The following is a 25,566-nucleotide window of genomic DNA, read 5'->3' as shown; positions in this document are numbered from 1 at the left end:
ATCGGCCGGCGCACGCGGCGGCCGTCAACGGATCACGCCGCAGGCGAGCGCGGGCCCCGCGCCATGCTGCGGAAACGCGGGATCGCTCGAGTCGCGGTGCACCAGCGCCGCGCGGTTCATCGCCGAGCGCACGCCATCGAGGGCCAGATCGGGCGCGACGATGAAGCCGGCCGCGACGCCGTTCGCGTCCGCATGGATGTTGCCGAGATCGCCGGCGACGCGGGCGCCCGCGCGCAACCGGTCGGCGGCCGGCGCGAACACCTGGCCGGCGCTCGAGCCGTCGCCCGCGTTGCAGTCGCCGCGTTCGTGCACCTGTAGCGCGTGATCGCTGTTGGGCGGAAGGCCGGCCAGGTTGTACGTGACCTGAACGCCGTCCGGACGCTCGACGAACGTCACCGCGCCGCGCGTCTGCGAGCCGACCGTCGGCTGCAGTTGTGCGTCGGCCCGTTTTTCGTGCGACGAGGAAAAGGAGGTGCAGCCGGCCAGCAGGCCCAGCGCGGCGGCGGCCAGCAGCGCGTACCGCACGCGGCCGGCGCGCACGCCGTGATGTCGTTGTTTCATTCGATCCTCATGCCGGCTGGCGGCCGTTTGACACGACGGCCGCGCCGGACGGGTAAAGGGACCCGGGAAAAGTCGCCATGATACCGCGCCTCGCGGCGCCGTAAACAGCGTGAGGCCCCGCCCCGCAAGGGTTTTACGTATTTTGAACAACGATCGACGGGAACTTCGACGTCATGTCGCGCGAACGCTCGGCAATCGCCAGCGCGACGCCGCGCGCGATGTCGCGGTAACGACGGGCCAGCGCGCCTTCGGGATCGGCCGCGACCGTCGGCGTGCCGCTGTCGGCGCGCTCGCGGATCGCGATGTCGAGCGGCAGGCTGCCGAGCACGTTCACGTCGTAATCCTTCGCCATCCGCTCGGCCCCGCCGGCGCCGAAGATGTGTTCTTCGTGGCCGCAGTTCGAACAGATGTGGATGCTCATGTTCTCGACGATGCCGAGGATCGGAATCCCGACCTTCTCGAACATCTTCAGGCCCTTCTTCGCGTCGAGCAGCGCGATGTCCTGCGGCGTCGTGACGATCACCGCGCCCGTGACGGGCACGCGCTGCGCGAGCGTGAGCTGGATGTCGCCCGTGCCGGGCGGCATGTCGACGATCAGGTAGTCGAGCTCGCGCCAGTTGGTCTGGCGCAGCAACTGCTCGAGCGCGGAGGTCGCCATCGGGCCGCGCCACACCATCGGGTTGTCTTCCTCGATCAGGAAGCCGATCGAGTTCGCCTGCAGGCCGTGGCCGACGAGCGGGTTCATCGACTGGTTGTCCGGCGACTCGGGGCGCTGGCCGTGGATGCCGAGCATCGTCGGCAGCGACGGGCCGTAGATGTCGGCGTCGAGGATGCCGACCGACGCGCCTTCGGCGGCGAGCGCGAGCGCGAGGTTGACGGCCGTCGTGCTCTTGCCGACGCCGCCCTTGCCCGATGCGACCGCCACGATGTTCTTCACGTTCGCCAGCAGTTTCACGCCACGCTGCACCGTGTGCGCGACGATCTCCTGCGACACGGCGACGCGCGCGTCGCGCACGCCGGGCACGGCCTGGAGCGCCGCGGTGACGCGTGCGCGCACGTCGTCGTGCTGGCTGCGCGCGGGATAACCGAGCACCACGTCGAGCGCCACGACGTCGCCGTCGATCGCGACGTTGCGCACGCCCTTGTTCGCCGCATACGGACGGCCGGTATTGGGGTCGACGACAGCCGCCAAAGCGGCGTCGACTTGTGCCCGGTCAATGCTCATCGAAACTCCGTGAAAACGTTTTTCTCGCGCGCAAACGTCAAAAAATATCAAATTACGCTGCGAAAATCGGGAAAAGTGAAAGAATCTGTTGCACGCCATTGCGCGAACGCGCGACCCGGCGCACTCTTCGCCTGCGGCATGCTATGGGGCCAAATCGGCCGCCAACCGCCTATATTGTAGAGGCTGACGCGTCGCACTGCCCGAACAGCCACGCTGACGGACAGGGCATGCGGCCACCTCGGCGGCTGCCGCTGGCGCAGGCCTGCCCTCCTTTTTCGGGCGGCCCGCGCGTGGAGCCGTAACTGTTGTCGTCGTTGTCGACTCGTTCAACCAAGAGAGGAATCCAAGATGAACATGAAAATCGCGACCCGTCTGTCCGTCTTCGCATTGGCCGGCGCACTGCTGGCAGGCTGCGCCACGCAGCAAGGCAACAACACGGCCGTCGGTACCGGCACGGGTGCGGCGCTGGGCGCAGGCATCGGCGCGCTGGCGGGCGGCGGCAAGGGCGCGGCGATCGGCGCGGGCGTCGGCGCACTGGTCGGCGGCGTGACGGGTTACAACTGGCAGGCGATCAAGAACAAGCTCGCGCCGTCGGCAGCCAAGACGGGTACGCAGGTGACCGAGCAGCCGGACGGCTCGCTGAAGCTGAACGTGCCGAGCTCGGTGACGTTCGCGACGAACCAGTACGCGATCACGCCGGCCTTCACGCCGCTGCTGAACGACCTGGCGACGACGCTGAACCAGAACCCGCAAGTGACGGCATCGATCGTCGGCTACACGGACAGCACGGGTTCGCAGCAGCTGAACCAGACGCTGTCGCAGAACCGTGCGCAGAGCGTCGTGAATGCGCTCGTGCAGCGCGGCGTCGCCGGCGGCCGCCTGTCGGCACAGGGCATGGGCCCGTCGAACCCGATCGCGGACAACGCGACGGAAGCCGGCCGCGCACAGAACCGCCGCGTCGAAATCTACCTGCGCGCAGCACAGGCGCAGTAAGCGCACGACGAGGGGAAGGCGCGGGCCCGCCGCCCGCGCAGCCTCGCCGGACAAGGCTTCCGGCGGAGCCGGTAACAAATCGAAAAAATTTTCGAACTTCTGTCGCAGGCCGTGGTCAGTATTTACGGTACGCGGCTGGTGTTGCCGGCGCGTCACCATTCTCCTCTTGTCGTTGTTGCTCCGGGGCCGTATCCGCCCCGGTTTTTTTTGCCCACGGAATTCGTGCTGCATCGCAGCACACCGCCATCGGGCACGCCGCTTGCGCGGCCCCGCCCGTTCCGGCGCCCGTCAGCGGCGCCCTGCCCGCGTCGCTGGCGCGCACCCCTGCTAGAATCGCAGTTTCCCGTCGTTTTCCGCCGTTCCTCTACAGACCCTATGTCCGCATCCGACCTCACTTCCGTGCAGGCTGCGGCGCCGCAAGGTGGCCGCCAGATCCTCGTTACGTCCGCACTGCCCTATGCCAACGGGCAGATCCACATCGGCCACCTGGTCGAGTACATCCAGACCGACATCTGGGTGCGGACGCTGCGAATGCATGGCCATGAGGTCTACTACATCGGCGCCGACGACACGCACGGCACGCCGATCATGCTGCGCGCGGAGAAGGAAGGCCTGACCCCGAAGCAGCTGATCGACCGCGTGTGGACCGAGCACAAGCGCGACTTCGACAGCTTCGGCGTGTCGTTCGACAATTTCTACTCGACCGATTCGGACGAGAACCGCGTGCTGAGCGAGAAGATCTACGTCGCGCTGCAGGAAGCCGGTTTCATCGCCGAGCGCGAGATCGAGCAGGCGTACGATCCCGTCAAGGAAATGTTCCTGCCCGACCGCTTCATCAAGGGCGAGTGTCCAAAGTGCCACGCGAAGGACCAGTACGGCGACAACTGCGAAGTGTGCGGCTCGACCTACCTGCCGACCGAACTGCTGAACCCGTATTCGGTCGTGTCGGGCGCGACGCCGGTGCGCAAGACCTCTAAGCACTACTTCTTCCGCCTGTCCGATCCGCGCTGCGAAACGTTCCTGCGCGAATGGGTGAGCGGCCTCGCGCAGCCCGAAGCAACCAACAAGATGCGCGAATGGCTCGGCGACGCCGGCGAGGCCAAGCTCGCCGACTGGGACATCTCGCGTGACGCGCCGTACTTCGGCTTCGAGATCCCGGGCGCACCCGGCAAGTATTTCTACGTGTGGCTCGACGCACCGGTCGGCTACTACGCGAGCTTCAAGAACCTGTGCGACCGCAACGGCGTCGACTTCGACGCGTGGATCCGCCCGGGCTCGACCACCGAGCAGTATCACTTCATCGGCAAGGACATCCTGTACTTCCACACGCTGTTCTGGCCCGCGATGCTCGAGTTCTCGGGCCACCGCACGCCGACCAACGTGTTCGCGCACGGCTTCCTGACGGTCGACGGCGCGAAGATGTCGAAGTCGCGCGGCACGTTCATCACCGCGCAGAGCTACATCGACACGGGCCTGAACCCCGAATGGCTGCGCTACTACTTCGCCGCGAAGCTGAACGCGACGATGGAAGACATCGACCTGAACCTCGACGATTTCCAGGCGCGCGTGAACAGCGATCTCGTCGGCAAGTACGTGAACATCGCGAGCCGCGCGGCAGGCTTCCTGATCAAGCGCTTCGACGGCCGCGTGCAGGACAGCGCGATGAACCATCCGCTCGTCGTGAAGCTGCGCGATGCGATTCCGGGGATCGCCGCGCACTACGAAGCACGCGAGTACGGCCGCGCGCTGCGCCACACGATGGAGCTCGCGGACGAAGTGAACGCGTACGTCGACGGCGCGAAACCGTGGGATCTCGCGAAGGATCCGGCCAACGCGGTCGCGCTGCACGAAACCTGCAGCGTAAGCCTCGAGTCCTTCCGCCTGCTGTCGCTCGCGCTGAAGCCGGTGTTGCCACGCGTGGCCGAGGCCGTCGAGTCGTTCTTCGGGATCGCGCCGCTCGCATGGGCCGATGCCGCGAAGCCGCTGTCGTCGGAACAGCCGATCAAGGCGTACCAGCACCTGATGACGCGCGTCGACCCGAAGCAGATCGAGGCATTGCTCGCCGCGAACCGCGATTCGCTGCAGGCCGAGGCCACCGGCGCGGCCGCCGCGAGCGCGAACGCCGCCAAGGAGGTGAAGAACGCCAAGGCGAACGCGAAGCCGGCCGCCGTGAACGGCGCCGACGATGCCCCCATCTCGATCGACGATTTCGCGAAGATCGACCTGCGCATCGCGAAGATCGTCGCGTGCCAGGCCGTCGAGGGTTCGGACAAGCTGCTGCAGCTCACGCTCGACGTCGGCGAGGAAAAGACCCGCAACGTGTTCTCGGGCATCAAGTCCGCGTACCAGCCCGAGCAGCTCGTGGGCAAGCTGACCGTGATGGTCGCGAACCTCGCGCCGCGCAAGATGAAGTTCGGCCTGTCCGAAGGGATGGTGCTCGCCGCGTCGGCCACCGACGAGAAGGCGGAACCGGGCCTCTACATCCTCGAGCCGCACAGCGGCGCGAAACCCGGCATGCGCGTGAAGTAAGCCGAACGCGCTGCCGCTGGCGCGAAACAAAGCCCCGCACGATTCGTTTCGTGCGGGGCTTTTTCATTCAGGGCTGCTCGGCACGCCGCGCCCGCGCCGCGTCGCTGCCGAACCACCGGTCGAAACGCCGCGTGTAGTTCAGGTCGACGCCCTGGAACGTGCCGCCGTACGCGGACACGGACCAGAAGCGCGTCAGGTTGATCGTCGCCTTGAACGCGTTGCTCGCCGATTGCAGCCCCTGCTCGAAGCCGAGCACGAACCGCTCGTTGATCGCCTTCGACACCAGCACGACCTGCGGATCGGTGAGGCCCACTTCGCTGCGGCCGACCGAGACCTCGTCGAGACCGAAGGTCTGCGCGACGCGCTTGCCGGTCACGCTGCCGAGCAGCCCGAGCGCCGCCGTCATCGTGCCCTGCTGGCCGACGTTGTTGCCCTGGTCGGTGCCGTGCCCGAACAGCAGCCACGACAGCTTTTCGTTGTCCGTGACGTTCGGTTCCGACACCAGCTTGACCGTCAGCGACTGGATCGTGCCCGTGACCTGCACGCCGGCCTCGACTTCCTGGTTGCGCCGCATCGCGAGGATGTTGACGCCCGGGTTCGACACGGGGCCGTTGAACGTGAAGAAGCCGTTCTCGATCGCGAGCTTGCGGCCGAACGACGTGTACGTCGACCCTTCGGTCACGCGCACGTTGCCGACCGCGCGCAGCGGCACGCCCGGCGCGCTCATCACGGTGATCGTGCCGCGCAGCCCGAGATCCGCGCCGTGCCCCTTGAAGCGGAAGTTGTTGCCGAGGCCGATGTCGATGTTCGCGCGCGGCGCGAGCGACGGCGCCGGCTTGTCCGCGGCCGGCTTCGGCTTGGCGACGGCGGTGCCGGTCGGCGTCTCGCCGCGCACCGTGCCGTCGGGTTGCACGATCACCACGTCGTCCGACAGGTGCGGCGCGGACTCCTCGGGCAGGTCGAACAGCGCGCGATCGACGACGAACTTGCCGTCGATCGACAGCGCGCCGCGCGGCCCGTCGTTCGCGACCGTCGCCTTGCCCGACAGCGACAGCTTCCGGTCCGGCGCCGCGAACAGCTCGAGCTTGTCCGCGACGATGCTCGCGGTCAGGTCGGGCGCCTCGCCGTCGAGACGCACGCGGCCAAGTGCGCGCAGCGTGCCGTCGCCGCCGTGGAACTCGACCTGCTGGAATTCGACGAGGTTTTCCGACAGCTTGATGCGCACGATGCCGTCCTTCAGTTGCACGCCCTGGTCGACAAGCGTCGCGGACAGGTCGTCGCCCGTCAGCGTCCCCGACAGGTTCGGCTTCACCGGCGTGCCCGCGACGGTCAGCTTCAGCGCCGCGCGCCCGCCGAGCAGGTAGCTCGGCCCGAACAGGTTGCCGGTCGTCTTCAGCGCCGGGACGTCGACGTCGATGCGGCCCGACAGCGGGCCGTCGTCGACCACGCCGAACATGCCGTCGCGCAGCGCAAACGGCACGGTGACGTTCGCATCGAGCGTGCCGATCCGGTTCGCCTTCGCGAGCGCCGTCACGTTGAGCCGGTTGCCGGGCGTGAAGTTCGCGCGTGCGGACAGGTCGGTCAGCCCCAGCGACGCGATGCCGCGCCCGCTCTCGATCGTCACGTCGCCGCCGCGCCGCTTCACCTGCACATGGCCGGTCGAGTTCGCGCCGAGCGAGAAATCCCAGTCGGCGTCGAGCACGACGTCGGTTCGCACCGGTGGCCGCTGGCCCGTCAGCTCCTGGCGGACCTCGAGGAAACGCGCGACCGACACGCCGCTCACGGAGCCCGCCGAGCGCATCTGGCCGTGATCGAACACGAACGACTTCAGGTCGATCGCCGCGCCCTCGAGCGTGAGCCGCGTCGCGCCGAGCGTCACGCGGCTGGCACCGGCCGATACGGTCAGCGGCGCCTGCAGCGCGACGCTCGGCGTGCCGCGGTTCGCGAGCCGCGTCACGGTACCGTCCCAGCGCATCCCGTCGCGGCTCTCGACCACGCCGCCGTTCGCCGCGAGCGTCATGTCGATCACGCGGCCGCCAGCCGTCCCGAGCGCCGACGCGTCGAGCGTGTGCTTCGCGCGCGTGCCGTCGAGGTTCGCGCGCAGCGATTTCAGCGTCAGCGAGCCGAGCGCGAGGTCGGTCGCGTCGGCCGTGAACACGAGGGCGCCGTGCGCGCCGTCGCGGATGTCCGCGCGGCCCTGCGCGGCACCGATCCGGTTCGAGCCGACGACGACGTGCTCGGCCTTGTAGGTGGCCGTCACGTTCGGGTGCGCGAAGCTGCCGGTCAGGTCGCCCTGCGCCTGCACGAGCCCTTCCACGCCGAAGCCGAGCCGGTCGAGCTGCGGCGCGTCGACGACGAAGCGCAGCCGGTCGCCGGGTGCCCCGAAGCTGCCGCGCAGGTCGACATGATTACCCGCGATCGACAGGTTCGCGTTGCTCGGCAGGATCCGCGAGCCGGCGAGCTGCACGACGCCGGCGCCGGTCAGCGGCACGCCGTCGTACAGGCTGTCGCCGAGCTTGAAGGTCGCCTTCGTCGACACCTGCGGCGCGAACGCGCCCGACGCCGTCAGCGTGCCCGACACGCGCGTCTCGCCGCGCCTGGGCGGCGCCTTGGCCGCCTTGGCGGGCGCCTTGCCGCCGCCGGCCTTCGGCGCGCTCTGCGCGGCGAGCAGCAGCGGATCGAACGCCGTCAGCGTCGCCTTCGCGTCGTAGCTCGAATGCGCATCGTGGCGGAACACGCCCGTCAGGTCGATGCGGCCCTTGCCCGCCGTCACGCGCGCGTCGGTCAGCACGGTCTGCTGCGACGTCAGCGCAACCTTCGCGCGTGCGCCGAGCGCGAGCTTCGGATCGTTCAGGTTGAAGTCGACGGTCGTCACGTCGCCCGCGAGCGTCACGCCGAGCGGGCCGCCCAGGCGCATCGGCCGCAGCTCGGCGACGAAGGCGTTCAGGTCGAGGTTCGCGACCTTCAGGTCGAAGCGGCCCTTGCCGCCCGTCAGCGTGCCGTTGCCCGTCACGCTGCCGTCGCGGATCAGCTTCAGCGCAAGCGCGTCGATCCGCTGCGCGTGCGCGTCGAGATGCACGTTCGCGTGCGCGTCGATCACCGGCAACAGGTGATCGCCGAGCGTGCCGGGCTTCGCGTTGACGATCGACACCGGGCCCGTCACCGCGAACCCCTTTGCGGGCGCCGAGCCGGCCGGCGCGGTCACGGGTGCGAGTTCCGCGCGCACCGCGAGATCGGCGGCCGGCGCGCCGGGCGCGAGCGCCTGCGGGTTCACGTGATCGAACGCGAGCGACGCGCGCGTGAGCGGCACCGCGCCGAACGGCGCGGCCTCGACGTGCGCGCGCCCGTTCAGCTTCATCCCGCTCGCGTCGACTTCCGCGACGAGCGCCTCGAGCGAGCCCGACACGCGAGCGCGCGCATCGACCGGCTCGTCGGACAGCTTGCCCGCGTAAGTGGCCTCCCCCGTCAGCGCAAACGGCTTCACGCCATCGAGTTTCGCGCGCGCAGTCAGCGCGCCGTACGGCGTATCGACGCCGTCGAGCACGAGTTCATGGTGACGACCGTCGCTGCGGCCGTTCAGCGCGAGATGGTCGAGCTGCGTCGTCGAGCCGCCGTCGTGGATCGCCAGGCGATCGACGCGCAGGTCGTCGATCCGCAACTGCAGCGGCAGGCTCAGGTCCTGCGGCGTCGTACTCGGCGTCGACGGCCCCGGCGGGATCCGCACGTCGATCGTGCCGGCGCGAAGATACGCGATGGACAGACGCCACGGCGCGCGGGTCAATGCCCAGCGGCCGTCGAGCCGGTCGATGCGGATTTCGGTACCGGTGCCGTCGGGGCTCGTCCAGGCGAACCCGCGCAACCGCACGCCGGTCGCGAGCGAGCCGCCGTCGAGCGTGCCCGCGAGCCGCGAGCCGAGCACGCGCTCCGCCGCCTGCCACGCGAGCCGCGTGCCGTGCTCGGTCGTCACCGCGGCCAGCACGAGCCCGACGGCCAGCACGACGAGCAGCACGACCGTCGCGAGCGTCCATGCGACGAACCGCCCGATGCGCGCGACGGCCCCGCGGCGCGGCGCGCGCGGCGGCGCGGCGGGCGCGCCGTCGGGCGTGTCCGGATCGCCAGGCGGCGGCGTGTCGTTCGTATCGTTCGGGTCCTTCGTCATGCGGTTCGTCGATGAAGCGGTACGTTCAGAAAGCGATGCCGAGCGTCAGGTACGGGCGCACGCTATGGTTGCGCAACCCGTACGCGACGTCGACGTTGATCGGGCCGACCGGGCTGCGCCAGCGCGCGCCGACGCCGACACCCGGATAGAACACGCGTTCGCCCCACGCATCGGTGGCCGTGCCGATGTCGAAGAACGTCGCGGCGCCCCAGTCGCGGTTGAACCAGTGCTGGTATTCGGCGGTGCCCGTCATCAGGTACTTGGTCGGCAGGACGGAACCGTCGACGCTGTTGCCGATGCTCTGGTAACCGTAGCCGCGCACCGAGTTCGAGCCGCCCGCGCGGAACAGCAGCGACGCCGGCACGCCGGTCGAGCTGCCGCTCGTGAACACGCCGCCGAGCTCCGCGCGGAACACGAACAGGTCGCGCTTGCCGACCGGCAGGTACTGCTGGCCGCGCGCGTAGCCGCGGATGAAGGTCTGGTCGGTCAGTACGCCCTTGACCGCGAAGCCGGCCTCCGCGTGGATCAGGTTGCCCGAACGCGGGAACAGCGGATCGTCGACGTTGCGGCGCGTCCATGCCCATTGCGGCACCAGCGCGCGGCTCGTGGTCGGCCCCGCGCCGTTCTGGTCGAGCCGGTCCTGGTAGTACATCAGCGAATACGAATAGTCGATGAACTGGCCCGTGCGCGTGCGCTGCACGCCGACCCGCGCGCTGTAGATGCGCGTATCCGACACGTTGGTGTTCGTGTACGACGCGAGCACGCTGTTGGTCCACCCCTTCTCGCCCGGCGGCATCGACAGCTGGACCTGCCCGTATTGCTGGATCTGGTCGAGCCGGCCCGACACGGTCAGCGGCCACGCGGCGCCGAACGTGTCGAGATACGTGTAGGAGCCCTGCACATGCGGCCCGGTGTCGGTCGCGAAGCCGACGCCGCCGCGGATGTTGTTGTACGGGAACTCGCTGACCTTCACGTGCACGGGCGTGCGCTCGGGCTTCGCCGTATCGTCGCCGACGTCGATCGCGACGCTCGCGTAGTACGGCGTGTTCTGCAACTGCCGCTGCAATTCGGTGATCCGCTGCACGTCGTAGATCTCGCCTTCCGACAGCGGATTGACGTTCGTGACGATCTTCTCCGGATAGCGCCGCACACCGTCGACGTCGACCTTGCCGATCGTGAACGTCGGACCGCTGTCGAACGTGACCGCGAGCGTCGCGCGCTGCGTGCGCGGATCGATGCGCGCCTCCGACGACGCGATCTTCGCGCCGAGATAACGACGCGACTGCAATTGCCTGAGCGCCGCGCCCTTCGCGCCGTCCCAGTCGGACTGCGTGAACGGGTCGCCCGGCTTCAGCGAAAACGCGAAACGGGTCGCGGCTTCCTGCTTCGGGTCCTCGGTGTCGACGGGCCCGTTGAAGGTCAGGTCGACGCTCGACACGACGGTCTGCTTGCCCGGATCGACCGCGATGCGCACGTCGCGCTTGCCGTCGCGCGTGCGCACGTCGGTGCGCACGACCGGCGAGAAATACCCGGCCGTCGCGGTCAGGTCGCGCACCTGCTGCGGGGTGGCCGTCACGAGGAAGTCGAACTGGTCGTCGCTGATGTCGTCGCGCTTCGCGAAGCGCGCGATGTCGAGGTGCGTCTTGAGCAGCTTGCGCACCGAGCGCGGCGCGTCGATATCGACGTCGTACTTCGCGTGGGCCGGCAGCGCGAAGCACGCGGCCAGGCAACCCGCGAGGGTCGCCCGTGCGGCACGGGCCGCGGCGCCGGCGCGACTGCGTTCCACGCGCGGGCCCGCGTCATGTGCCGGATGTGCTTGCTGGTTCGACTGCCCCGCCAAATATGACCTCGCCCTCGGTTGTCACGGTTTTGTGGAAACCCTGTATTTGACCACAGCGTGCCGGCGTCAAAGCTTAATGTTTGTAAACCGCCGCGCGAGCGCGCGTGGCCGCTGCGTCATGCCCGGCGGCGCGCTTGCGGCCACCGGCTGCGCGCCAGCCCGCGGATTCGACGCGCGATTGCCGCCGGCCGTTCCCGCGTTGCGGTAAAATCCCGCCATCGTGAATCCGGCGCATCGTGCGCCGCCCGAAACGGAAAATCCAGCCATGCCGTACCAGTCCGATGTCACGCAGTTCCTGAACCAGCTCAAGCAACAGAAGCCGACGCTCGAGGAAGAGCAGCGCAAGGGCCGTTCCCTGCTGTGGGACAAGCAGCCGATCGACCTTGAAGAGCGCGCCGAGCAGCAGGAATCGCGCGTGAAGCAAACGTCGTACGTCTACTACCAGAACTTCTGACGACGTGAGCGCCGCCGACGAGGCCAGCGCCGCCCGCCAGGACGACGCGATCGCCGCGCCCGCGGGCGCCGATTCGACGCCCGACACGGTCGACGGTGTCGCGGCATTCGCTCGCCTGTACGGCGAGCCGCTGTTCAAGCTGCCGCAGGATCTCTACATCCCGCCCGATGCGCTCGAGGTGTTCCTCGAGACCTTCGAAGGTCCGCTCGACCTGCTGCTCTACCTGATCCGCAAGCAGAACTTCAACGTGCTCGACATCCCGATGGCGCAGGTCACCGCGCAATATCTGGGCTACGTCGACCAGATCCGCACGTCGAACCTCGAGCTCGCGGCCGAGTACCTGCTGATGGCCGCGATGCTGATCGAGATCAAGTCGCGGATGCTGCTGCCGGTCAAGAAGGCCGACACCGGTGAGGAAGCCGAGGATCCGCGCGCCGAACTCGTGCGCCGCCTGCTCGAATACGAGCAGATGAAGCTTGCCGCGCAGCGGCTCGACCAGTTGCCGCAGCTCGGCCGCGACTTCCTGCGCGCCGAGGTCTACATCGAGCAGAGCGTCACGCCGCGCTTCCCCGACGTGAATTCGGACGACCTGCGCGCCGCATGGGCCGACGTGCTCAAGCGCGCGAAGCTCGTCCAGCACCACAAGATCTCCCGCGAGGAGCTGTCGGTGCGGGAGCACATGAGCCTGATCCTGCGCCGGCTGCAGAACGCGCGCTTCATGGAATTCGCCGAGCTGTTCGACACGTCGCGCGGCGTGCCGGTCGTCGTCGTGAATTTCATCGCGATGCTCGAACTCGCGCGCGAATCGCTCCTCGAGATCACGCAGGCCGAGCCGTTCGCGCCGATCTACGTGCGTCTCGCGTACCTGCCCGCGTAACCGGCCAGGCGCCCGCGTAACGCCCGCGCCCGCCCTTCCCGCCCTCCCGATTCATTCCGGCACACATGCCGCCTCGCCGCAGCCCGACGCGACTGCGCGGGCCGCTGCCGGCACGCCCTCTTAAAAAGTGAACGACCGTACTTTTTTCGATGCGTTTGGCGGCCAAATCCTCTACAATCCGCCGACGCCCGATGCGCCGCCCGCGCGCCGGCGTTCTCCGCTTCGACCCCGACGCCGCTGCTGCGGCGCCAACGCGCGCATGCGCGAGGAAACCGCTACCCGATCATGAAAGTCATCAGCTCGATCCAGGAACTGCGCGACCAGTTGCGTGGACAGAACCGCACGGCGTTCGTGCCGACGATGGGCAACCTGCACGAAGGGCACCTGTCGCTGATGCGCCTCGCGCGCCAGCACGGCGACCCGGTCGTGGCGAGCATCTTCGTCAACCGGCTGCAATTCGGCCCGAACGAGGACTTCGACAAGTATCCGCGCACGCTCCAGGACGATATCGAGAAGCTGCAGCAGGAAAACGTCTACGTGCTGTTCGCGCCGACCGAACGCGACATGTACCCGGAACCGCAGGAATACCGCGTGCTGCCGCCGGACGATCTCGGCGGGATTCTCGAGGGTGAATTCCGGCCCGGCTTCTTCGCCGGCGTGTGCACGGTCGTCACGAAGCTGATGTCCTGCGTGCAGCCGCGCGTCGCCGTGTTCGGCAAGAAGGATTACCAGCAGCTGATGATCGTGCGCCGGATGTGCCAGCAGCTCGCGCTGCCGGTCGAGATCATCGCCGCCGAAACCGTGCGCGACGAGGACGGCCTCGCGCTGTCGTCGCGCAACCGCTACCTGACGACCGACGAGCGCAAGGAAGCGCCCGAACTCGTGAAAACGCTGCAGCGCGTGCGCGACAGCGTGCTCGGCGGCGAGCGCGACCTCGGCAAGCTCGAGCATCACGCGCGCACGCATCTGGCCGAGCGCGGCTGGGCGCCCGACTACATCGCGATCCGCCGCCGCGCGAACCTGATCGCACCGAGCGCCGCCGAACTCGAAGCTGGCGAGCCGCTCGTCGTGCTCGCGGCCGCGAAGCTCGGCGCGACGCGCCTCATCGACAACCTGGAAATCTGACGGGCCGCCCGCCCGCGCCTCTCACGACGCATCACGGAGACACCATGCAGCGCCACATGCTCAAATCGAAGATCCACCGCGCGGCCGTCACGCACTGCGAGCTGCACTACGAAGGCTCGTGCGCGATCGACGAAGACCTGCTCGAAGCGGCCGGCCTCATCGAAAACGAACGGATCGACATCTGGAACATCAACAACGGCGAGCGTTTCTCGACGTACGCGATCAAGGGCGAGCGCGGCAGCGGGATGATCTCGCTGAACGGCTCGGCCGCGCGTCGCGCGCAGCTCGGCGACCTTGTGATCATCGCCGCATTCGCGATGGTCGATGAAGCCGAGATTCAGGCCGGCTGGAAGCCGAAGCTCGTGTTCATCGACGACGGCAACAAGATCAAGGGCCACCGCGATCACGTGCCGACGCAGAACTGGACCTGACCTGACTGGCCGGCCGCGTGCCGCGGCGCGCGGAGCGGCCGTGCCGCTTGCGGTCGAAGGGTCGTAGGATCGAAGGGCCGGATGCCGTGTGTCACGGGATCCGGCCCTTTCTCATTTCATCGCGTACCGGCCCGGCGGCCGCGCGATCAGGACGCCTTGGCGGCCCTCTCCGTCTTCTCGGCCTTCGGCGCGCGGCGTTCGGCCCATTCGACGATCGGCCGCCACTGTTCGAGATCCTTCTCGACCCGGCTCTTCGCAACGTCCCACAGCGTGAGGCCGTGCGCGGCGATCTGCACGTAGTTCTGCGTGTCGCGCACGTAGCCGAGCACCGGCAGGCCGAGCCCTTCGACGAACCGGTGAAGCTGGTCCGACGAGCGCGTGCGCGCATCGACCCGCATCCCGACGATCCCGACCTCGACGCTGCCCTTGCGCACGGCCTTCTCGCCGGCGAGGCGCTCCAGAAACTGCTGCGTGGCCAGAATATCGAACATCGACGGCTGCAGCGGCACGATCACCTTGTCGGCCAGTTGCAGCGCGACGTTGAGCCGGTTGCCGTGCAGCCCGGCCGGCGTATCGATCACCGCATATTCGAGGCCGCGCGGCGGCTTCGTCGGCGCGTCCGGATCGAGTTCCCATGCCTCGATTGCCGGCAGTCCGGCCGGCCGCAGGTCGAGCCAAGCATGCGCGGACTGCTGCCGGTCCAGGTCGGCGAGCGCGACCCACGCGCCCTGCGCCGCGAAATAGCCGGCAAGATTGGTGGACAGCGTGCTCTTCCCCACGCCGCCCTTCGGATTCGCCACCACGATCACCGTCATGAATTCCCCCGAAAAAGCCGCGCGGCGCCTACCGCGGGGCAGGCGCCGCTCGATTGCGGATACAGGGAGCGATGATATCGGCAAACGGGGTGTCACCGAAACGGGTTGCGCCGCGTTGCGTACGCCGGCTTACCCCGCCGACTTACCCACTTACCCCATTACGCACGCTGAACCGAGGCTTCCCGTGCGCCGAGCGCGAATGCGCCGCCGCCCAGCAGCGCCTGCACGGCGAGCGTGACGGCCCAGAACGCCGGGTATTCCCAGCCGCCGTTCGGCGACGCGAAGCTCCAGCCGTTCGGCAGATGCGCGGCGGTCGCGCCGAGCATGAACGGCAGCAGCACCAGCGCGGCGACGCGCACGCGGAAGCCCGCGAGCAGCGCCAGGCCGCCGGCCAGTTCGACGAACGTCGTCAGGTACGCGAGCCAGCCCGGCAGGCCGATCGACGCGAAGAACTGCGCGGTGCCGGGCAGCGTGAAGACGAACACCTTCTGCGCGACGTGCGCGAGGTACAGCACGCCGAGCGCGACGCGCAGCAGGGTCGCGGCGAAATCGTTGAGGCGATTGGGGTTCATGGCGAATTCCTTCGTGAGTGGTGTGAATGGATCGCACTCTATTCGAATCGATTCGACCGATAAACGCGCCAATTCGCTTTAACTCATTCCCCAATGGAATCAATCGAGACATAAAAAGGGGCATGCCCGATCATGCCCCGCGACCTGCTTCAGTAACCGCTCTTGCCTTGTGTGGCGTTGCCGGAACCGGACTGGCCGCCGCCCGGTACGGACGAATCGCACGCATGCGCAACCGCCGACACGCCCAGCAGCGCCGCGAGCAGCATGCCCCACCACCATCGAGCCTTCATCGTCGCACTCCTCCAGGCGGACATCCGCCCTCCTGTGTTGTATGCGATCCGGCGGAAAAAGCGAGCATGGCCCGGCCAGCGTCAACGAAACTCGGCGTACAGCGCGTCGAGATCGAGATGGTCGGCGAACGAGTCGGCCAGCCGCTCGAGCGATGCCTCGCGCAACGCCGGATAGTCGATGCGCTCCGCGCCGTCGAGCCCGGCCCACGCGAGCAGCGCCGCGCATGCGTCGGGCGAGTCGAACAGCCCGTGCACGTAGGTCGCGAGAATCTGGCCATCGCCGGACACCGCGCCGTCCGGGCGTGTGGCGTCGGAGGCGTCGGCTGCGGCGTCGGCTGCCAGCGTCAGCGCGGGCGACGCGAGCGCGGGCCCGTGCGTGTCGCCCATGTGGATCTCGTAGCCGCGCACGGCCGCCCCGCCCGGCAGCGCGAGATGCCCGGTCACGTTCTTCAGCGTCTTGTCGCGCTGCAGGGTCGTGTCGAAATCGAGCAGCCCGAGCCCCAGCACGCTGCCGGGCGCCCCTTCGAGGCCGAGCGGATCGTCGAGCGTGCGGCCGAGCATCTGCATCCCGCCGCAGATGCCGATCACCTTGCCGCCGTAGCGCAGATGGCGACGGATCAGCGTGTCCCAGCCCGCGTCGCGCAGCCATGCGAGATCGCGCTGCACGCTCTTCGAACCGGGCAGGATCAGGAGGTCGGCATCCGGGACGGGGCCGCTCTTCCAGTACGTGAATTCGACCTGCGGATGCGCGCGCAGCGGGTCGAAATCGGTGTGGTTGCTGATGCGCGGCAGCGCCGGCACGACGACGCGCAGCAGGCCGGCATCGCCGCGTGCGGCGGCGCTGCGCGCCTGTGCGGGCAGCATGTCCTCGGCGTCGAGCAGCAGGCCGTGCAGGTACGGCAGCACGCCGAACACGGGCTTGCCCGTCTGCGCACGCAGCCAGTCGAGCCCCGGTTCGAGCAGCTTGACGTCGCCGCGGAAGCGGTTGATCACGAAGCCGCGCACGCGTGCACGCTCGCTGTCCGACAGGCACGCGAGCGTGCCGACGAGGTGCGCGAACACGCCGCCGCGGTCGATGTCGGCGACGAGCACGACCGGGCAGTCGACGCGTTCGGCAAACCCCATGTTCGCGATGTCGCCTTCGCGCAGGTTGATCTCGGCCGGGCTCCCCGCGCCCTCGACGATCACCGTGTCGTAGCCGGCGCGCAGGCGCGCGTACGACTCGAGCACCGCTTCGAACGCGACCGGCTTGTAGCCGTGATACGCGCGCGCATCGAGGTTCATGCGCGCCTTGCCGTGAATGATCACCTGCGCGCCGCGGTCGCTCGTCGGCTTCAGCAGCACGGGGTTGAAATCCGTATGCGGCGCAACGCCAGCGGCCAGCGCCTGCAGTGCCTGCGCGCGGCCGATTTCGCCGCCGTCGGCCGTCACCGCGCTGTTGAGCGCCATGTTCTGCGGCTTGAACGGCGCAACGCGCGCGCCGCCGCGGCGCGCCAACCGGCACAGGCCCGCGACCAGCGTGCTCTTGCCCGCGTCGGACGTCGTGCCCTGGATCATCAGCGTGCCGCGCGGCCGCGGCTCGGGTGCATTCATCGTGTAAAGGTCGTCGCGAAGCAAAGGCCGCATTATCCCCCGCGCCGGTGTGCCCGCGCCGTTACAATCACGCGATGATTCCGCACGACCTCACCTTCGTCCTCGGCGGCGCACGCTCGGGCAAGAGCGCGCACGCCGAGCGCCTCGCCGCCGACAGCGGCCGCCCCGTCACCTACATCGCCACCGCAACCGCCGCCGATGCCGAATTCGCGCAGCGCATCGCGCACCATCGCGCGCGCCGGCCGGCCGCCTGGGGCTTCGCCGACGCACCCGTCGACCTCGCCGGCACGCTCGCGCGGCTCGACGATCCGCACGCGTGCCTGCTCGTCGACTGCCTGACGCTGTGGCTCACGAACCTGCTGTGCCCGGCCGACGGCGAACCGCTCGACGATGCGCAGTACGCGGCGCAGGTCGACCGGCTCGAGCACGCGTTGCGCGGCGCGCGCGCGAAGGTGATCGTCGTCAGCAACGAGATCGGGCTCGGCGTCGTGCCGCTCGGGTCGGTCACGCGCCGCTACGTCGACGAACTCGGGCGCCTGAACCAGCGTGTCGCCGCGCTTGCGACGCGCGTGACGCTGCTCGTCGCCGGCCTGACGCTCGACCTCAAGACGGGAGCGGCGTCATGCTGATGCTGTCGCTGCCCGTAGTCGCGATGTTCGCGGTTGCGGCCGCGATCATCGACCGCGCGATCGGCGAACCGGCCGGCTGGCATCCGCTCGTCGCGTTCGGCCGCCTCGCCGCGCGCATCGAAGGCGCGCTGAACACGGGCCGGCGCGGCCGCGTGATCGGCGTCGCCGCATGGATCGTGGCGGTCGTGCCGCCGGTCGCCGTCGCGGCATGGCTCGCGGCCGTGCTGCCATGGCCGCTCGCGGCCGCGCTGCACATCGCCCTGCTGTGGTTCGCACTCGGCGCGAAAAGCCTCGCCGACCACGTCGCGCCGATCGCCGCGGCGCTGCTGCGGCGCGACCTCGGCGCCGCCCGCACGCTCACCGCGCGCATCGTGTCGCGCGACACGAGCGACGCGGACGAAGGCGCGCTGTCGCGTGCGGCCGTCGAATCCGCGCTCGAGAACGGCAACGACGCGATCTTCGGCGCGCTGTTCTGGTTCGTCGTCGCAGGCGGCCCTGGCGCGCTGCTGTTCCGGCTCGCGAACACGCTCGACGCGATGTGGGGCTACCGCACGCCGCGCTTCCTGACCTTCGGCTGGGCCGCCGCGCGCCTCGACGACGCGCTCAACTGGTTTCCCGCGCGCCTGACGGCCGCGAGCTACGCGCTGCTCGGCGACACGGCCGCCGCATGGCGCTGCTGGCGCACGCAGGCACGCCACTGGGACAGCCCGAACGCGGGCCCGGTGATGGCCGCTGGCGCCGGCAGCCTGAACGTGCAGTTGGGCGGCCCGGCCGTCTATCACGGCGAGATCGAGGATCGTCCGGCGCTCGGCACCGGCGCGACGGCGAGCGCCGTCCATATCGTCGCCGCGTTGTCGCTCGTCACGCGCACGCTTGCCCTGTGGCTCGCGCTGCTGGTCGCGAGCGGCGCACTCGTCATGGCCACCCATCATGTCTGACACCCGCATCACGCACGGCGGCAACCTGCATGAAGCCGCACGCCGCCACGGCATTCCGTACGACACGTGGCTCGACCTGTCGACCGGCATCAATCCGGTCGGCTATCCGGTGCCGCCCGTCCCGGCCGACGCATGGCGCCGGCTGCCCGACGACGGTGACGGCCTCGCGGCCCGCGCCGCGCAGTACTACCACGCGCCCGATCCCGCGCACGTGCTGCCGGTGGCCGGCAGCCAGGCTGCGATCCGCGCATTACCCGCGCTGCTGCCGTCCGGCGACGCCGGCGTCGCGACGCTCGCGTACGGCGAATACGCGCCCGCTTTCGCGCGACACAGCCATCGCGTCGTCGCGCTCGACGTCGGCACCGATACGTTGCCTGCGACGCTGCGCCACGTCATCGTCGGGAATCCGAATAATCCGACCGCCGAATTCGTGCCGCCCGAACGCCTGCTCGGCTGGCATGCGCAACTGTCGGCGCGCGGCGGCACGCTGATCGTCGACGAGGCGTTCGCCGATACGGGCGCGACGCAGTCGCTCGCGCCGCAGGTCGATCGCCCGGGGCTCGTCGTGCTGCGTTCGGTCGGCAAGTTCTTCGGGCTCGCCGGCATCCGCGCAGGCTTCGTGCTCGCGTGCCCCGGCCAGATCGTCGCGCTGCGCGACATGCTCGGCGCCTGGACGGTCGGCGGCCCCGCACGCCATGCGGTCGCCGCGGCGTTCGCCGATCGCGCATGGCAGGCCGCCGCCCGCGAGCGGCTCGCGGCCGACGGCGAGCGGCTCGCCGCACTGCTGCGCGCGCACGGCTTCGCTGCCCGCGCGACGCCGCTCTTCAGCTGGACCGACGACCCGCGGGCAGCGGCACTGCATGCGGCACTCGCGGCACGCGGAATCTGGACGCGGTACTTCCCGACACCGTCGAGCGTACGCGTCGGCCTGCCGGGCAGCGAAGCCGAATGGCAGCGCCTCCGCGACGCACTCGCGCACTGCGTGCCGCTGCTGCAACGGGAATCCGCATGATTGCGCGCCTGTTGCGCCGGCTGACACCGGTCGCGATGCTGACCGCACTCGCTCACGCACCGCTCGTCCACGCCGACGTCTCGACGCGCGACGACGCCGGCAACACCGTCACGCTGCCTGCACCCGCGCAGCGCGTGATCAGCCTCGCGCCGCACGCGACCGAGCTCATCTATGCGGCCGGCGGCGGCGCAAAACTCGTCGGCACGGTCACGTACAGCGACTATCCGCCTGCCGCGCAAGCGATACCGCGCGTCGGCGACAACAAGGCGCTCGACCTCGAGCGGATCGCCGCGCTGAAGCCCGACCTGATCGTCGTCTGGCGGCACGGCAACGCCGAGCGGCAGACCGACGCGCTGCGCGCATTGCATATCCCGCTGTTCTTCAGCGAACCGAAGCACCTCGACGACGTATCGTCGTCGCTGCGCCGGCTCGGCACGCTGCTCGGCACGCAACCGGCTGCCGATGCGGCCGCGGCCGCCTATACGCGCGACATCGCGGCGCTGCGCGCACGTTATGCCGCGCGGGCGCCCGTCACGATGTTCTTCCAGGTCTGGGACCGGCCGCTGATGACGCTCAATGGCGCGCACCTGATCAACGACGTGATCGAGCTGTGCGGCGGCCGCAACGTGTTCGCGTCGCTCAGGCCGCTCGTGCCGACCGTCACCGACGAGGCCGTGCTCGCGGCCAATCCGGAGGCGATCGTGACGACGAGCGCGGGGGCGTCGCGTACGGACGAACCGTTGCCGAGCCTGGCGCGCTGGCGCACGTGGCCCGCGCTGACGGCCGTGGCGCGCAACAACCTGTTCGCGATCGACGGCGATCTGCTGACGCGACCGTCGCCGCGGATCGCGCAGGGCGCGGCCGCGCTGTGCGAGGATCTCGAAGCCGCGCGTGGGCGGCGGCCGGCGCGCTGAGTTCCGGCGGCTTGCGCGCCCGTCGCGCATCTGAACCCGATGCGTTGGTGTTCGAGACAGATCGACCGCGCGCCGCGTCGTTCAGATGCGGACGCCGGTGCGCCTATTCATCCCAGTGCACCACTTCCCACGCTCCCGTGGCGGCCTCCGCGCGCAGCCAGACGACACCACCGGTCGGCACCGGCCGCGACAACAGCGTATCGAGCGGCACGCACAGTACGTGCGCCGCGAACACGCGGATCACGCCCGCATGCGTGACCGCCCATTGCGGCCGGTCGAATCGTGCGACGGCATCGGCCCGCCGGGCGACCCGGGCAGCGAACCGCGCGACGCTTTCGCCGCCATGCGCGCACGCATGCATCAGGTCGGCCGCCCACGCATCGAGTGCCGCGCGATCGATATCGTCCCAGCGCCGCATCTCCCACGCGCCGAAATCCATTTCCTGCCAGTCCGCATCGCGTTGCAGCGGCACGCCGCATGCCTGCGCGATCCGCTCGGCAACGGACGCGCAGCGCGTCAGCGGGCTCGTCCAGACCTGTTCGGGAAGCGGCGCGCCGAGTAGCGACAGATGTGCGCGCACGGCCTGCGCGCCGGCGTCGGCCGGCGCGGCGAGCGGCACGTCGCTGCGTCCGTAGCAGATGCCCGGCTCGACACCGACGGCCGGATGACGGATCAGGACGACGTCCATCCGAGCACCACGAGATAGATCGCCAGTTCGCACAGTTGTTGCGTGAAGCCGAGACAGTCGCCGGTATAACCGCCGATCCGCTTCACGAAATAGCGGGCTGCCCACGCGCGCACGAGCACGAGCGCCACGCAGGCGGCGACGCCCATGCGCCAGTCGGGCCAGAACAGCCACGGTAATCCGAACAGCGCGGCGACACACGCCGCGCGCGCCCCCATCCGTTGCGCGACCGGTTTCGCCTTGCCTTCGGGCCGCACGTAGTCGAGCGTCATCAGCAGGCTCACGGCCGCTGCGCGGCTCGCCGCGTGCGCGGCGATCATTGTCCATGCGGCACGCAGCGGCAGCATCGACGCGAGCGCCTGCCATTTCACGCCGAGCGCGATCACGAGCGCGACCGCACCGAACGTGCCGATCCGCGAGTCGTGCATGATGCGCAGCACGTCGTCGCGCGTATAGCCGCCGCCGAACGCATCGCAGCTGTCGGCGAGGCCGTCCTCGTGGAAGGCCCCCGTGGCGAGCAGCGTGGCGGCCATCGACAGCCCGACCGCGATCGACACGGGCAGCGCGCGCAGCGCGACCAGATACACGAGCGCGCCCCACGCGCCGACGCATGCGCCGACGAGCGGGAAATATCGCGCGGCCTGGTCGAGATCGCCGGCCGCGTAGCCGATCGCGCGCGGCACGGGCACACGCGTGAAGTAGCCGAGCGCGACGAAGAAGTAGCGCAGTTCGGCCCGCACGCCGCGCGCGCGATCAGGCGTCACGATCGTCGACACCGGCGGATTCGAAGCTCGCCATTTCCGTGAGGAACGCGGCAGCCGCACGCACGAGCGGCAGCGCGAGCGCCGCGCCCGTGCCTTCGCCGAGCCGCAGGTCGAGCGCGAGCAGCGGCTTCGCGCCGAAATGCTCGAGCATGCGCCGGTGACCGGCCTCGTGCGACGTATGCGAGAACACGCAGTAGTCGCGCACGTCGGGCGCGATGCGCTCGGCGACGAGCAATGCGGCCGTCGCGATGAAGCCGTCGACGAGGATCGTCATCCGTTCGCTCGCGGCCGCGAGATACGCGCCCGTCATCATCGCGATCTCGAAGCCGCCGAACGTCGCGAGCACGTCGAGCGGCGCAATCGCGTGCGAGTGCTTGACGAGCGCACGGCCGAGCACCGCGCGCTTGTGCGCGAGGCCCTGGTCGTCGAGGCCCGTGCCGCGCCCGACGCACGCGTCGATCGGCACGCCGAGCAGGCGGCTCATCAGGCACGCGGCCGACGACGTGTTCGCGATCCCCATCTCGCCGAAGCCGATCACGTTCGTGCCGAGCGACGCATGCAGGCGCACGCGCGCCGCACCGGCTGCGAGTGCCGTCATCGCCTCGTCGCGCGTCATCGCCGGTTCCGTCGCGAAGTTGCGCGTGCCGCGCGCGACCGGGAGCGACACCAGGCGGTCGGACAGCGGCAGCGGCGACGCGACGCCCGCATCGACGATCTCGAGCGTGCTCTGCGCGACGCCCGAGAACGCGTTGATTGCCGCGCCGCCGGCGAGGAAGTTCGCGACCATCTGTGCGGTCACCGCTTGCGGATAGGGGCTCACGCCTTCGGCGGCAATCCCGTGATCGCCGGCGAACACGATCATCACGGGACGCTGCACGACCGGCCGCTCGGTGTGCTGGATCAGGCCGACCTGCAGCGCGACTGCCTCGAGCTGGCCGAGGCTGCCGGGCGGCTTGGTCTTGTGGTCGATCACATGCTGCAGGCGCTTGCGCAGCACGTCGTCGAGCGGTGCGATCGCGGGCGGGAAGTGGGTCGGGGTCGTCATCGGGAAGCCGTGTCGTGGGCGCGGCGTGCACCGCGCATCGGAAAAGGAAATGTCATTGTCGCTCGGGCCACGCCGGCAGCAGCGCGTCGCGGCCGTTCTCGCGGATCAGCACGAGCGGATAACCGAACGCATCGCTCGCGCGCTCGGGTGTCAGCACGTCGTGCACGGGGCCGGCCCACGCGTGGCCACGGCCGTCGAGCAACAGCGCATGCGTCGCGAAACGCCGCGCGAGATTCAGATCATGGCACGAGAACAGCACCGTGCGCGGGCCCGCGTCGAGCCAGGCGGACAGCGCGGTCAGGCAATCGATCTGGTGATGCAGGTCGAGATGCGCGAGCGGTTCGTCGAGCAGCATCAACGGCGCGTCCTGGCACAGCGTCGCGGCCAGCGCGACGCGTTGCCGCTCGCCGCCCGACAGCGACAGCACGTCGCGCGACGCAAGCGCGGTCAGGTCGAAGGTCGCCAGCGCGTCGCGCGCAGCCGCGCGGTCGCCGTCGCGCTCCCAGCCCCAGCCGCCGAGATACGGAAAGCGGTTGAGCAACACCGTATCGAACACGGTCGCGCTGAATGCGTCGTGCAGTTGCTGCGGCATCAGCGCGCGGCGCTGCGCGAGCTGCGCGGGCGGCCATGCGGAAAGCGGCCGGCCGTCGATCGCGACGTGTCCGCCGGCCGGCGGCTGCAGCCCCGCGAGGGTCGCAAGCAGCGTCGTCTTGCCTGCGCCGTTCGGCCCGGCGATGCACCAGATCTCGCCCGGACGGAACGCCTGCGTGAAGCCGTCGAGCAGCGTGCGCGCGCCAGCCTTCAGCGTCAGGCCGACGGCCGCGCAGCTCATCTCGTCGCCGCTGGCGCGCAATGCGGCACGGGTCATCGCATCGGCCTCCTGAGCAACATCCACAGGAACACCGGCACGCCGATCAACGCGGTCATCACGCCGACCGGCAGTTGCGCGGGCGCGATCGCGGTGCGTGCGAGCAGGTCGGCGGCCATCACGCCGCCGCCGCCCGCGAGCATCGCGGCCGGCAGCAACATCCGCTGGTCGTTGCCGAATGCGAGCCGCAACGCGTGCGGCACGACGAGGCCGACGAAGCCGATCGTGCCGGCGGTCGTCACTGCGGCCGCGGCGGCCAGCGACGCGACGAGATAGATCCGCACGCGCAGGCGCGCGACCGGCACGCCGAGCGCGAGCGCCGTCGCATCGCCGCGCAGCAGCACGTTCAGTTGCGGCGCGGCCGGCAGTGCGATGCACGCGGCCAGCAGCAGCGCGCCCCACGCGAACCACGGTGTGCTCACGCCGTTCAGGTCGCCCGTCAGCCAGAAGATGATGCCGCGCAGCCGCGCATCGGGCGCGAGCGACAGCAGCAGCGTGACGAGCGCGCCCCACCCTGCCGCGATCACGACGCCCGTGAGCAGCAGCCGCGGCGACGCATCGCGCGACTCGCCGCGCCCCAGCTCGCGGCGCGCGAGTCCGAGCACGAGCACGACCGACACGAGCGAGCCGGCGAACGCCGACACATCGACGAGCCACCACGCGCCGCCCGCGATCATCGCGACGAGCGCGAAGCCGGCCGCGCCGCCGGACACGCCGAGCACGTACGGATCGGCGAGCGGGTTGCGCAGCAACACCTGCAACAACGAGCCGGCCAGCGCGAGCAGCGCACCGCACGCGAAGCCCGCGAGCGCGCGCGGCAGGCGCAACGTGCGGACGATATCGGCGAACAGCGCGTCGCCGCCATGCGGCACGAGCGACGCGAGCGCCTGCCACGGCGACATCGGCACGCTGCCGATCGACAGCGACGCTACGAACAGCAACGCGACCGCCGCGGCCAATGCGGCCCAGATCGCGGTGGCGCGTGCGGCGCTCATGCGGCACTCCGCGCGACGGCCGATGCAGTGCGCATCGACGCGCCACCGCTGCGGGCCGGGCGCGACATCGGCGCAGTGCAGCGTGTTGCAGGCATAGCCAAGCTCGTGATCCTTGCGGTCAGGTGGTCGACGCGCGCGACGACCTTCCGGTGGTCGCCCGGTTCGAGAACGTCATCAAGATGGCAGAAATCGGCGCCGCCGACGATTGGGGTCAGCATCGAAGATCAATCCCGTGAAGCACTGCACGCCCCG

The 25,566-nt window shown here is 69.7% G+C and carries 24 protein-coding genes; 10 read left to right on the top strand and 14 right to left on the bottom strand.

The features are described 5' to 3' along the window. Window positions 1-24: 24 nt before the first annotated feature. Both sodC and apbC read right to left on the bottom strand, forming a co-directional pair. Window positions 25-561: a superoxide dismutase [Cu-Zn] gene (sodC, locus tag FOZ70_RS17970; protein ID WP_021163793.1), complete on the bottom strand. Its 537-nt coding sequence runs from the start codon at window positions 559-561 to the stop codon at window positions 25-27. Window positions 562-694: 133 nt separating this feature from the next. Then, window positions 695-1,786, bottom strand: coding sequence for an iron-sulfur cluster carrier protein ApbC (gene apbC, locus FOZ70_RS17965; protein WP_219706373.1), 1,092 nt, complete (start codon window positions 1,784-1,786; stop codon window positions 695-697). A gap of 348 nt (window positions 1,787-2,134) precedes the next feature. Here apbC and FOZ70_RS17960 point away from each other — a divergent pair, with 348 nt between their 5' ends. Further along, a complete protein-coding gene (locus tag FOZ70_RS17960; RefSeq protein WP_021163796.1) occupies window positions 2,135-2,779 on the top strand; it encodes an OmpA family protein in 645 nt (214 codons plus the stop codon). Between the two features lie 375 nt (window positions 2,780-3,154). Next, window positions 3,155-5,308: a methionine--tRNA ligase gene (gene metG, locus FOZ70_RS17955; protein ID WP_060127237.1), complete on the top strand. Its 2,154-nt coding sequence runs from the start codon at window positions 3,155-3,157 to the stop codon at window positions 5,306-5,308. A gap of 67 nt (window positions 5,309-5,375) precedes the next feature. On the opposite strand, the gene FOZ70_RS17950 is transcribed toward metG, so the two are convergent. After that, entirely contained in the window at window positions 5,376-9,467 is a 4,092-nt protein-coding gene (locus FOZ70_RS17950) for a translocation/assembly module TamB domain-containing protein (RefSeq protein WP_219706372.1), read from the bottom strand. 25 nt (window positions 9,468-9,492) lie between these two features. Continuing rightward, entirely contained in the window at window positions 9,493-11,307 is a 1,815-nt protein-coding gene (locus tag FOZ70_RS17945; RefSeq protein WP_219706371.1) for an autotransporter assembly complex family protein, read from the bottom strand. 265 nt (window positions 11,308-11,572) lie between these two features. Here FOZ70_RS17945 and FOZ70_RS17940 point away from each other — a divergent pair, with 265 nt between their 5' ends. The 4 genes from FOZ70_RS17940 to panD all read left to right on the top strand — a co-directional run bounded on the left by FOZ70_RS17940 (window position 11,573) and on the right by panD (window position 14,194). Further along, window positions 11,573-11,761: a DUF3460 family protein gene (locus FOZ70_RS17940; RefSeq protein WP_006478107.1), complete on the top strand. Its 189-nt coding sequence runs from the start codon at window positions 11,573-11,575 to the stop codon at window positions 11,759-11,761. Window positions 11,762-11,765: 4 nt separating this feature from the next. Beyond that, window positions 11,766-12,638: a ScpA family protein gene (locus tag FOZ70_RS17935; RefSeq protein WP_021164248.1), complete on the top strand. Its 873-nt coding sequence runs from the start codon at window positions 11,766-11,768 to the stop codon at window positions 12,636-12,638. Between the two features lie 285 nt (window positions 12,639-12,923). Further along, window positions 12,924-13,763: a pantoate--beta-alanine ligase gene (gene panC / locus FOZ70_RS17930; protein ID WP_219706370.1), complete on the top strand. Its 840-nt coding sequence runs from the start codon at window positions 12,924-12,926 to the stop codon at window positions 13,761-13,763. A gap of 44 nt (window positions 13,764-13,807) precedes the next feature. Then, the gene (gene panD / locus FOZ70_RS17925; RefSeq protein ID WP_021164250.1) at window positions 13,808-14,194 is read left to right on the top strand and encodes an aspartate 1-decarboxylase; all 387 of its coding nucleotides are present in this window, start codon (window positions 13,808-13,810) and stop codon (window positions 14,192-14,194) included. Between the two features lie 146 nt (window positions 14,195-14,340). On the opposite strand, the gene FOZ70_RS17920 is transcribed toward panD, so the two are convergent. The 4 genes from FOZ70_RS17920 to FOZ70_RS17905 form a co-directional block, all read right to left on the bottom strand. Next, window positions 14,341-15,009, bottom strand: a complete 669-nt coding sequence (locus tag FOZ70_RS17920) for a ParA family protein (protein WP_059496656.1) — start codon at window positions 15,007-15,009, stop codon at window positions 14,341-14,343. A gap of 158 nt (window positions 15,010-15,167) precedes the next feature. After that, a complete protein-coding gene (locus FOZ70_RS17915; RefSeq protein WP_048022571.1) occupies window positions 15,168-15,581 on the bottom strand; it encodes a DoxX family protein in 414 nt (137 codons plus the stop codon). 149 nt (window positions 15,582-15,730) lie between these two features. Further along, window positions 15,731-15,871, bottom strand: a complete 141-nt coding sequence (locus tag FOZ70_RS17910) for a hypothetical protein (RefSeq protein WP_165581354.1) — start codon at window positions 15,869-15,871, stop codon at window positions 15,731-15,733. An 81-nt stretch (window positions 15,872-15,952) separates the two neighbouring features. Beyond that, on the bottom strand, window positions 15,953-17,464 hold the full coding sequence (locus FOZ70_RS17905) for a cobyric acid synthase (protein WP_219706369.1): 1,512 nt from the start codon (window positions 17,462-17,464) through the stop codon (window positions 15,953-15,955). Window positions 17,465-17,538: 74 nt separating this feature from the next. On the opposite strand from FOZ70_RS17905, the gene cobU reads away from it, so the two are divergent. From cobU to FOZ70_RS17885, 4 genes are read left to right on the top strand one after another with little or no spacing between them, the layout of a single operon-like run. Further along, a complete protein-coding gene (gene cobU, locus FOZ70_RS17900; RefSeq protein WP_219706368.1) occupies window positions 17,539-18,093 on the top strand; it encodes a bifunctional adenosylcobinamide kinase/adenosylcobinamide-phosphate guanylyltransferase in 555 nt (184 codons plus the stop codon). After that, window positions 18,087-19,031: an adenosylcobinamide-phosphate synthase CbiB gene (cbiB, locus tag FOZ70_RS17895; protein WP_219706367.1), complete on the top strand. Its 945-nt coding sequence runs from the start codon at window positions 18,087-18,089 to the stop codon at window positions 19,029-19,031. The genes cobU and cbiB overlap by 7 nt, the downstream gene beginning before the upstream one ends. Continuing rightward, a complete protein-coding gene (gene cobD, locus FOZ70_RS17890; protein ID WP_219706366.1) occupies window positions 19,024-20,043 on the top strand; it encodes a threonine-phosphate decarboxylase CobD in 1,020 nt (339 codons plus the stop codon). Before cbiB ends, cobD begins: the two co-directional genes overlap by 8 nt. Next, window positions 20,040-20,957 (top strand): cobalamin-binding protein, encoded by a 918-nt coding sequence (locus FOZ70_RS17885; protein ID WP_060229184.1) that lies wholly within the window; start codon window positions 20,040-20,042, stop codon window positions 20,955-20,957. The genes cobD and FOZ70_RS17885 overlap by 4 nt, the downstream gene beginning before the upstream one ends. A gap of 103 nt (window positions 20,958-21,060) precedes the next feature. On the opposite strand, the gene cobC is transcribed toward FOZ70_RS17885, so the two are convergent. Genes cobC through FOZ70_RS17855 form a run of 6 tightly spaced genes read right to left on the bottom strand, consistent with a single transcriptional unit; the run spans window position 21,061 to window position 25,532 of the window. Continuing rightward, window positions 21,061-21,645, bottom strand: a complete 585-nt coding sequence (gene cobC, locus FOZ70_RS17880; protein ID WP_048022577.1) for an alpha-ribazole phosphatase — start codon at window positions 21,643-21,645, stop codon at window positions 21,061-21,063. Continuing rightward, the gene (locus FOZ70_RS17875; protein ID WP_042975792.1) at window positions 21,630-22,406 is read right to left on the bottom strand and encodes an adenosylcobinamide-GDP ribazoletransferase; all 777 of its coding nucleotides are present in this window, start codon (window positions 22,404-22,406) and stop codon (window positions 21,630-21,632) included. The genes cobC and FOZ70_RS17875 overlap by 16 nt, the downstream gene beginning before the upstream one ends. Then, entirely contained in the window at window positions 22,396-23,451 is a 1,056-nt protein-coding gene (cobT, locus tag FOZ70_RS17870; protein ID WP_219706365.1) for a nicotinate-nucleotide--dimethylbenzimidazole phosphoribosyltransferase, read from the bottom strand. Before cobT ends, FOZ70_RS17875 begins: the two co-directional genes overlap by 11 nt. 52 nt (window positions 23,452-23,503) lie before the next feature. Further along, window positions 23,504-24,319 (bottom strand): ABC transporter ATP-binding protein, encoded by an 816-nt coding sequence (locus FOZ70_RS17865; protein WP_059496669.1) that lies wholly within the window; start codon window positions 24,317-24,319, stop codon window positions 23,504-23,506. Beyond that, window positions 24,316-25,314, bottom strand: a complete 999-nt coding sequence (locus FOZ70_RS17860) for an iron ABC transporter permease (RefSeq protein WP_059554458.1) — start codon at window positions 25,312-25,314, stop codon at window positions 24,316-24,318. The genes FOZ70_RS17865 and FOZ70_RS17860 overlap by 4 nt, the downstream gene beginning before the upstream one ends. Beyond that, complete coding sequence (locus FOZ70_RS17855) at window positions 25,311-25,532, bottom strand: hypothetical protein (RefSeq protein ID WP_060325227.1); 222 nt, start codon at window positions 25,530-25,532, stop codon at window positions 25,311-25,313. The genes FOZ70_RS17860 and FOZ70_RS17855 overlap by 4 nt, the downstream gene beginning before the upstream one ends. Window positions 25,533-25,566 lie beyond the last annotated feature (34 nt).

This window comes from Burkholderia sp. COPS (genome assembly GCF_019425585.1).
Classification (GTDB): Bacteria; Pseudomonadota; Gammaproteobacteria; order Burkholderiales; family Burkholderiaceae; genus Burkholderia; species Burkholderia cepacia.
The sequence above is the reverse complement of the archived record's forward strand: the minus strand, read 5'-3'. Positions and strand labels throughout refer to the sequence as shown.

Coding starts and splice junctions, on each gene's coding strand:
- sodC (WP_021163793.1), bottom strand. CDS start 561: ATGAAACAACGACATCACGGCGTGCGCGCCGGCCGCGTGCGGTACGCG.
- apbC (WP_219706373.1), bottom strand. CDS start 1,786: ATGAGCATTGACCGGGCACAAGTCGACGCCGCTTTGGCGGCTGTCGTC.
- FOZ70_RS17960 (WP_021163796.1), top strand. CDS start 2,135: ATGAACATGAAAATCGCGACCCGTCTGTCCGTCTTCGCATTGGCCGGC.
- metG (WP_060127237.1), top strand. CDS start 3,155: ATGTCCGCATCCGACCTCACTTCCGTGCAGGCTGCGGCGCCGCAAGGT.
- FOZ70_RS17950 (WP_219706372.1), bottom strand. CDS start 9,467: ATGACGAAGGACCCGAACGATACGAACGACACGCCGCCGCCTGGCGAT.
- FOZ70_RS17940 (WP_006478107.1), top strand. CDS start 11,573: ATGCCGTACCAGTCCGATGTCACGCAGTTCCTGAACCAGCTCAAGCAA.
- panC (WP_219706370.1), top strand. CDS start 12,924: ATGAAAGTCATCAGCTCGATCCAGGAACTGCGCGACCAGTTGCGTGGA.
- panD (WP_021164250.1), top strand. CDS start 13,808: ATGCAGCGCCACATGCTCAAATCGAAGATCCACCGCGCGGCCGTCACG.
- FOZ70_RS17920 (WP_059496656.1), bottom strand. CDS start 15,009: ATGACGGTGATCGTGGTGGCGAATCCGAAGGGCGGCGTGGGGAAGAGC.
- FOZ70_RS17915 (WP_048022571.1), bottom strand. CDS start 15,581: ATGAACCCCAATCGCCTCAACGATTTCGCCGCGACCCTGCTGCGCGTC.
- FOZ70_RS17910 (WP_165581354.1), bottom strand. CDS start 15,871: ATGAAGGCTCGATGGTGGTGGGGCATGCTGCTCGCGGCGCTGCTGGGC.
- FOZ70_RS17905 (WP_219706369.1), bottom strand. CDS start 17,464: ATGAATGCACCCGAGCCGCGGCCGCGCGGCACGCTGATGATCCAGGGC.
- cobU (WP_219706368.1), top strand. CDS start 17,539: ATGATTCCGCACGACCTCACCTTCGTCCTCGGCGGCGCACGCTCGGGC.
- cbiB (WP_219706367.1), top strand. CDS start 18,087: ATGCTGATGCTGTCGCTGCCCGTAGTCGCGATGTTCGCGGTTGCGGCC.
- cobD (WP_219706366.1), top strand. CDS start 19,024: ATGTCTGACACCCGCATCACGCACGGCGGCAACCTGCATGAAGCCGCA.
- FOZ70_RS17885 (WP_060229184.1), top strand. CDS start 20,040: ATGATTGCGCGCCTGTTGCGCCGGCTGACACCGGTCGCGATGCTGACC.
- cobC (WP_048022577.1), bottom strand. CDS start 21,645: ATGGACGTCGTCCTGATCCGTCATCCGGCCGTCGGTGTCGAGCCGGGC.
- cobT (WP_219706365.1), bottom strand. CDS start 23,451: ATGACGACCCCGACCCACTTCCCGCCCGCGATCGCACCGCTCGACGAC.
- FOZ70_RS17865 (WP_059496669.1), bottom strand. CDS start 24,319: ATGACCCGTGCCGCATTGCGCGCCAGCGGCGACGAGATGAGCTGCGCG.
- FOZ70_RS17860 (WP_059554458.1), bottom strand. CDS start 25,314: ATGAGCGCCGCACGCGCCACCGCGATCTGGGCCGCATTGGCCGCGGCG.
- FOZ70_RS17855 (WP_060325227.1), bottom strand. CDS start 25,532: ATGCTGACCCCAATCGTCGGCGGCGCCGATTTCTGCCATCTTGATGAC.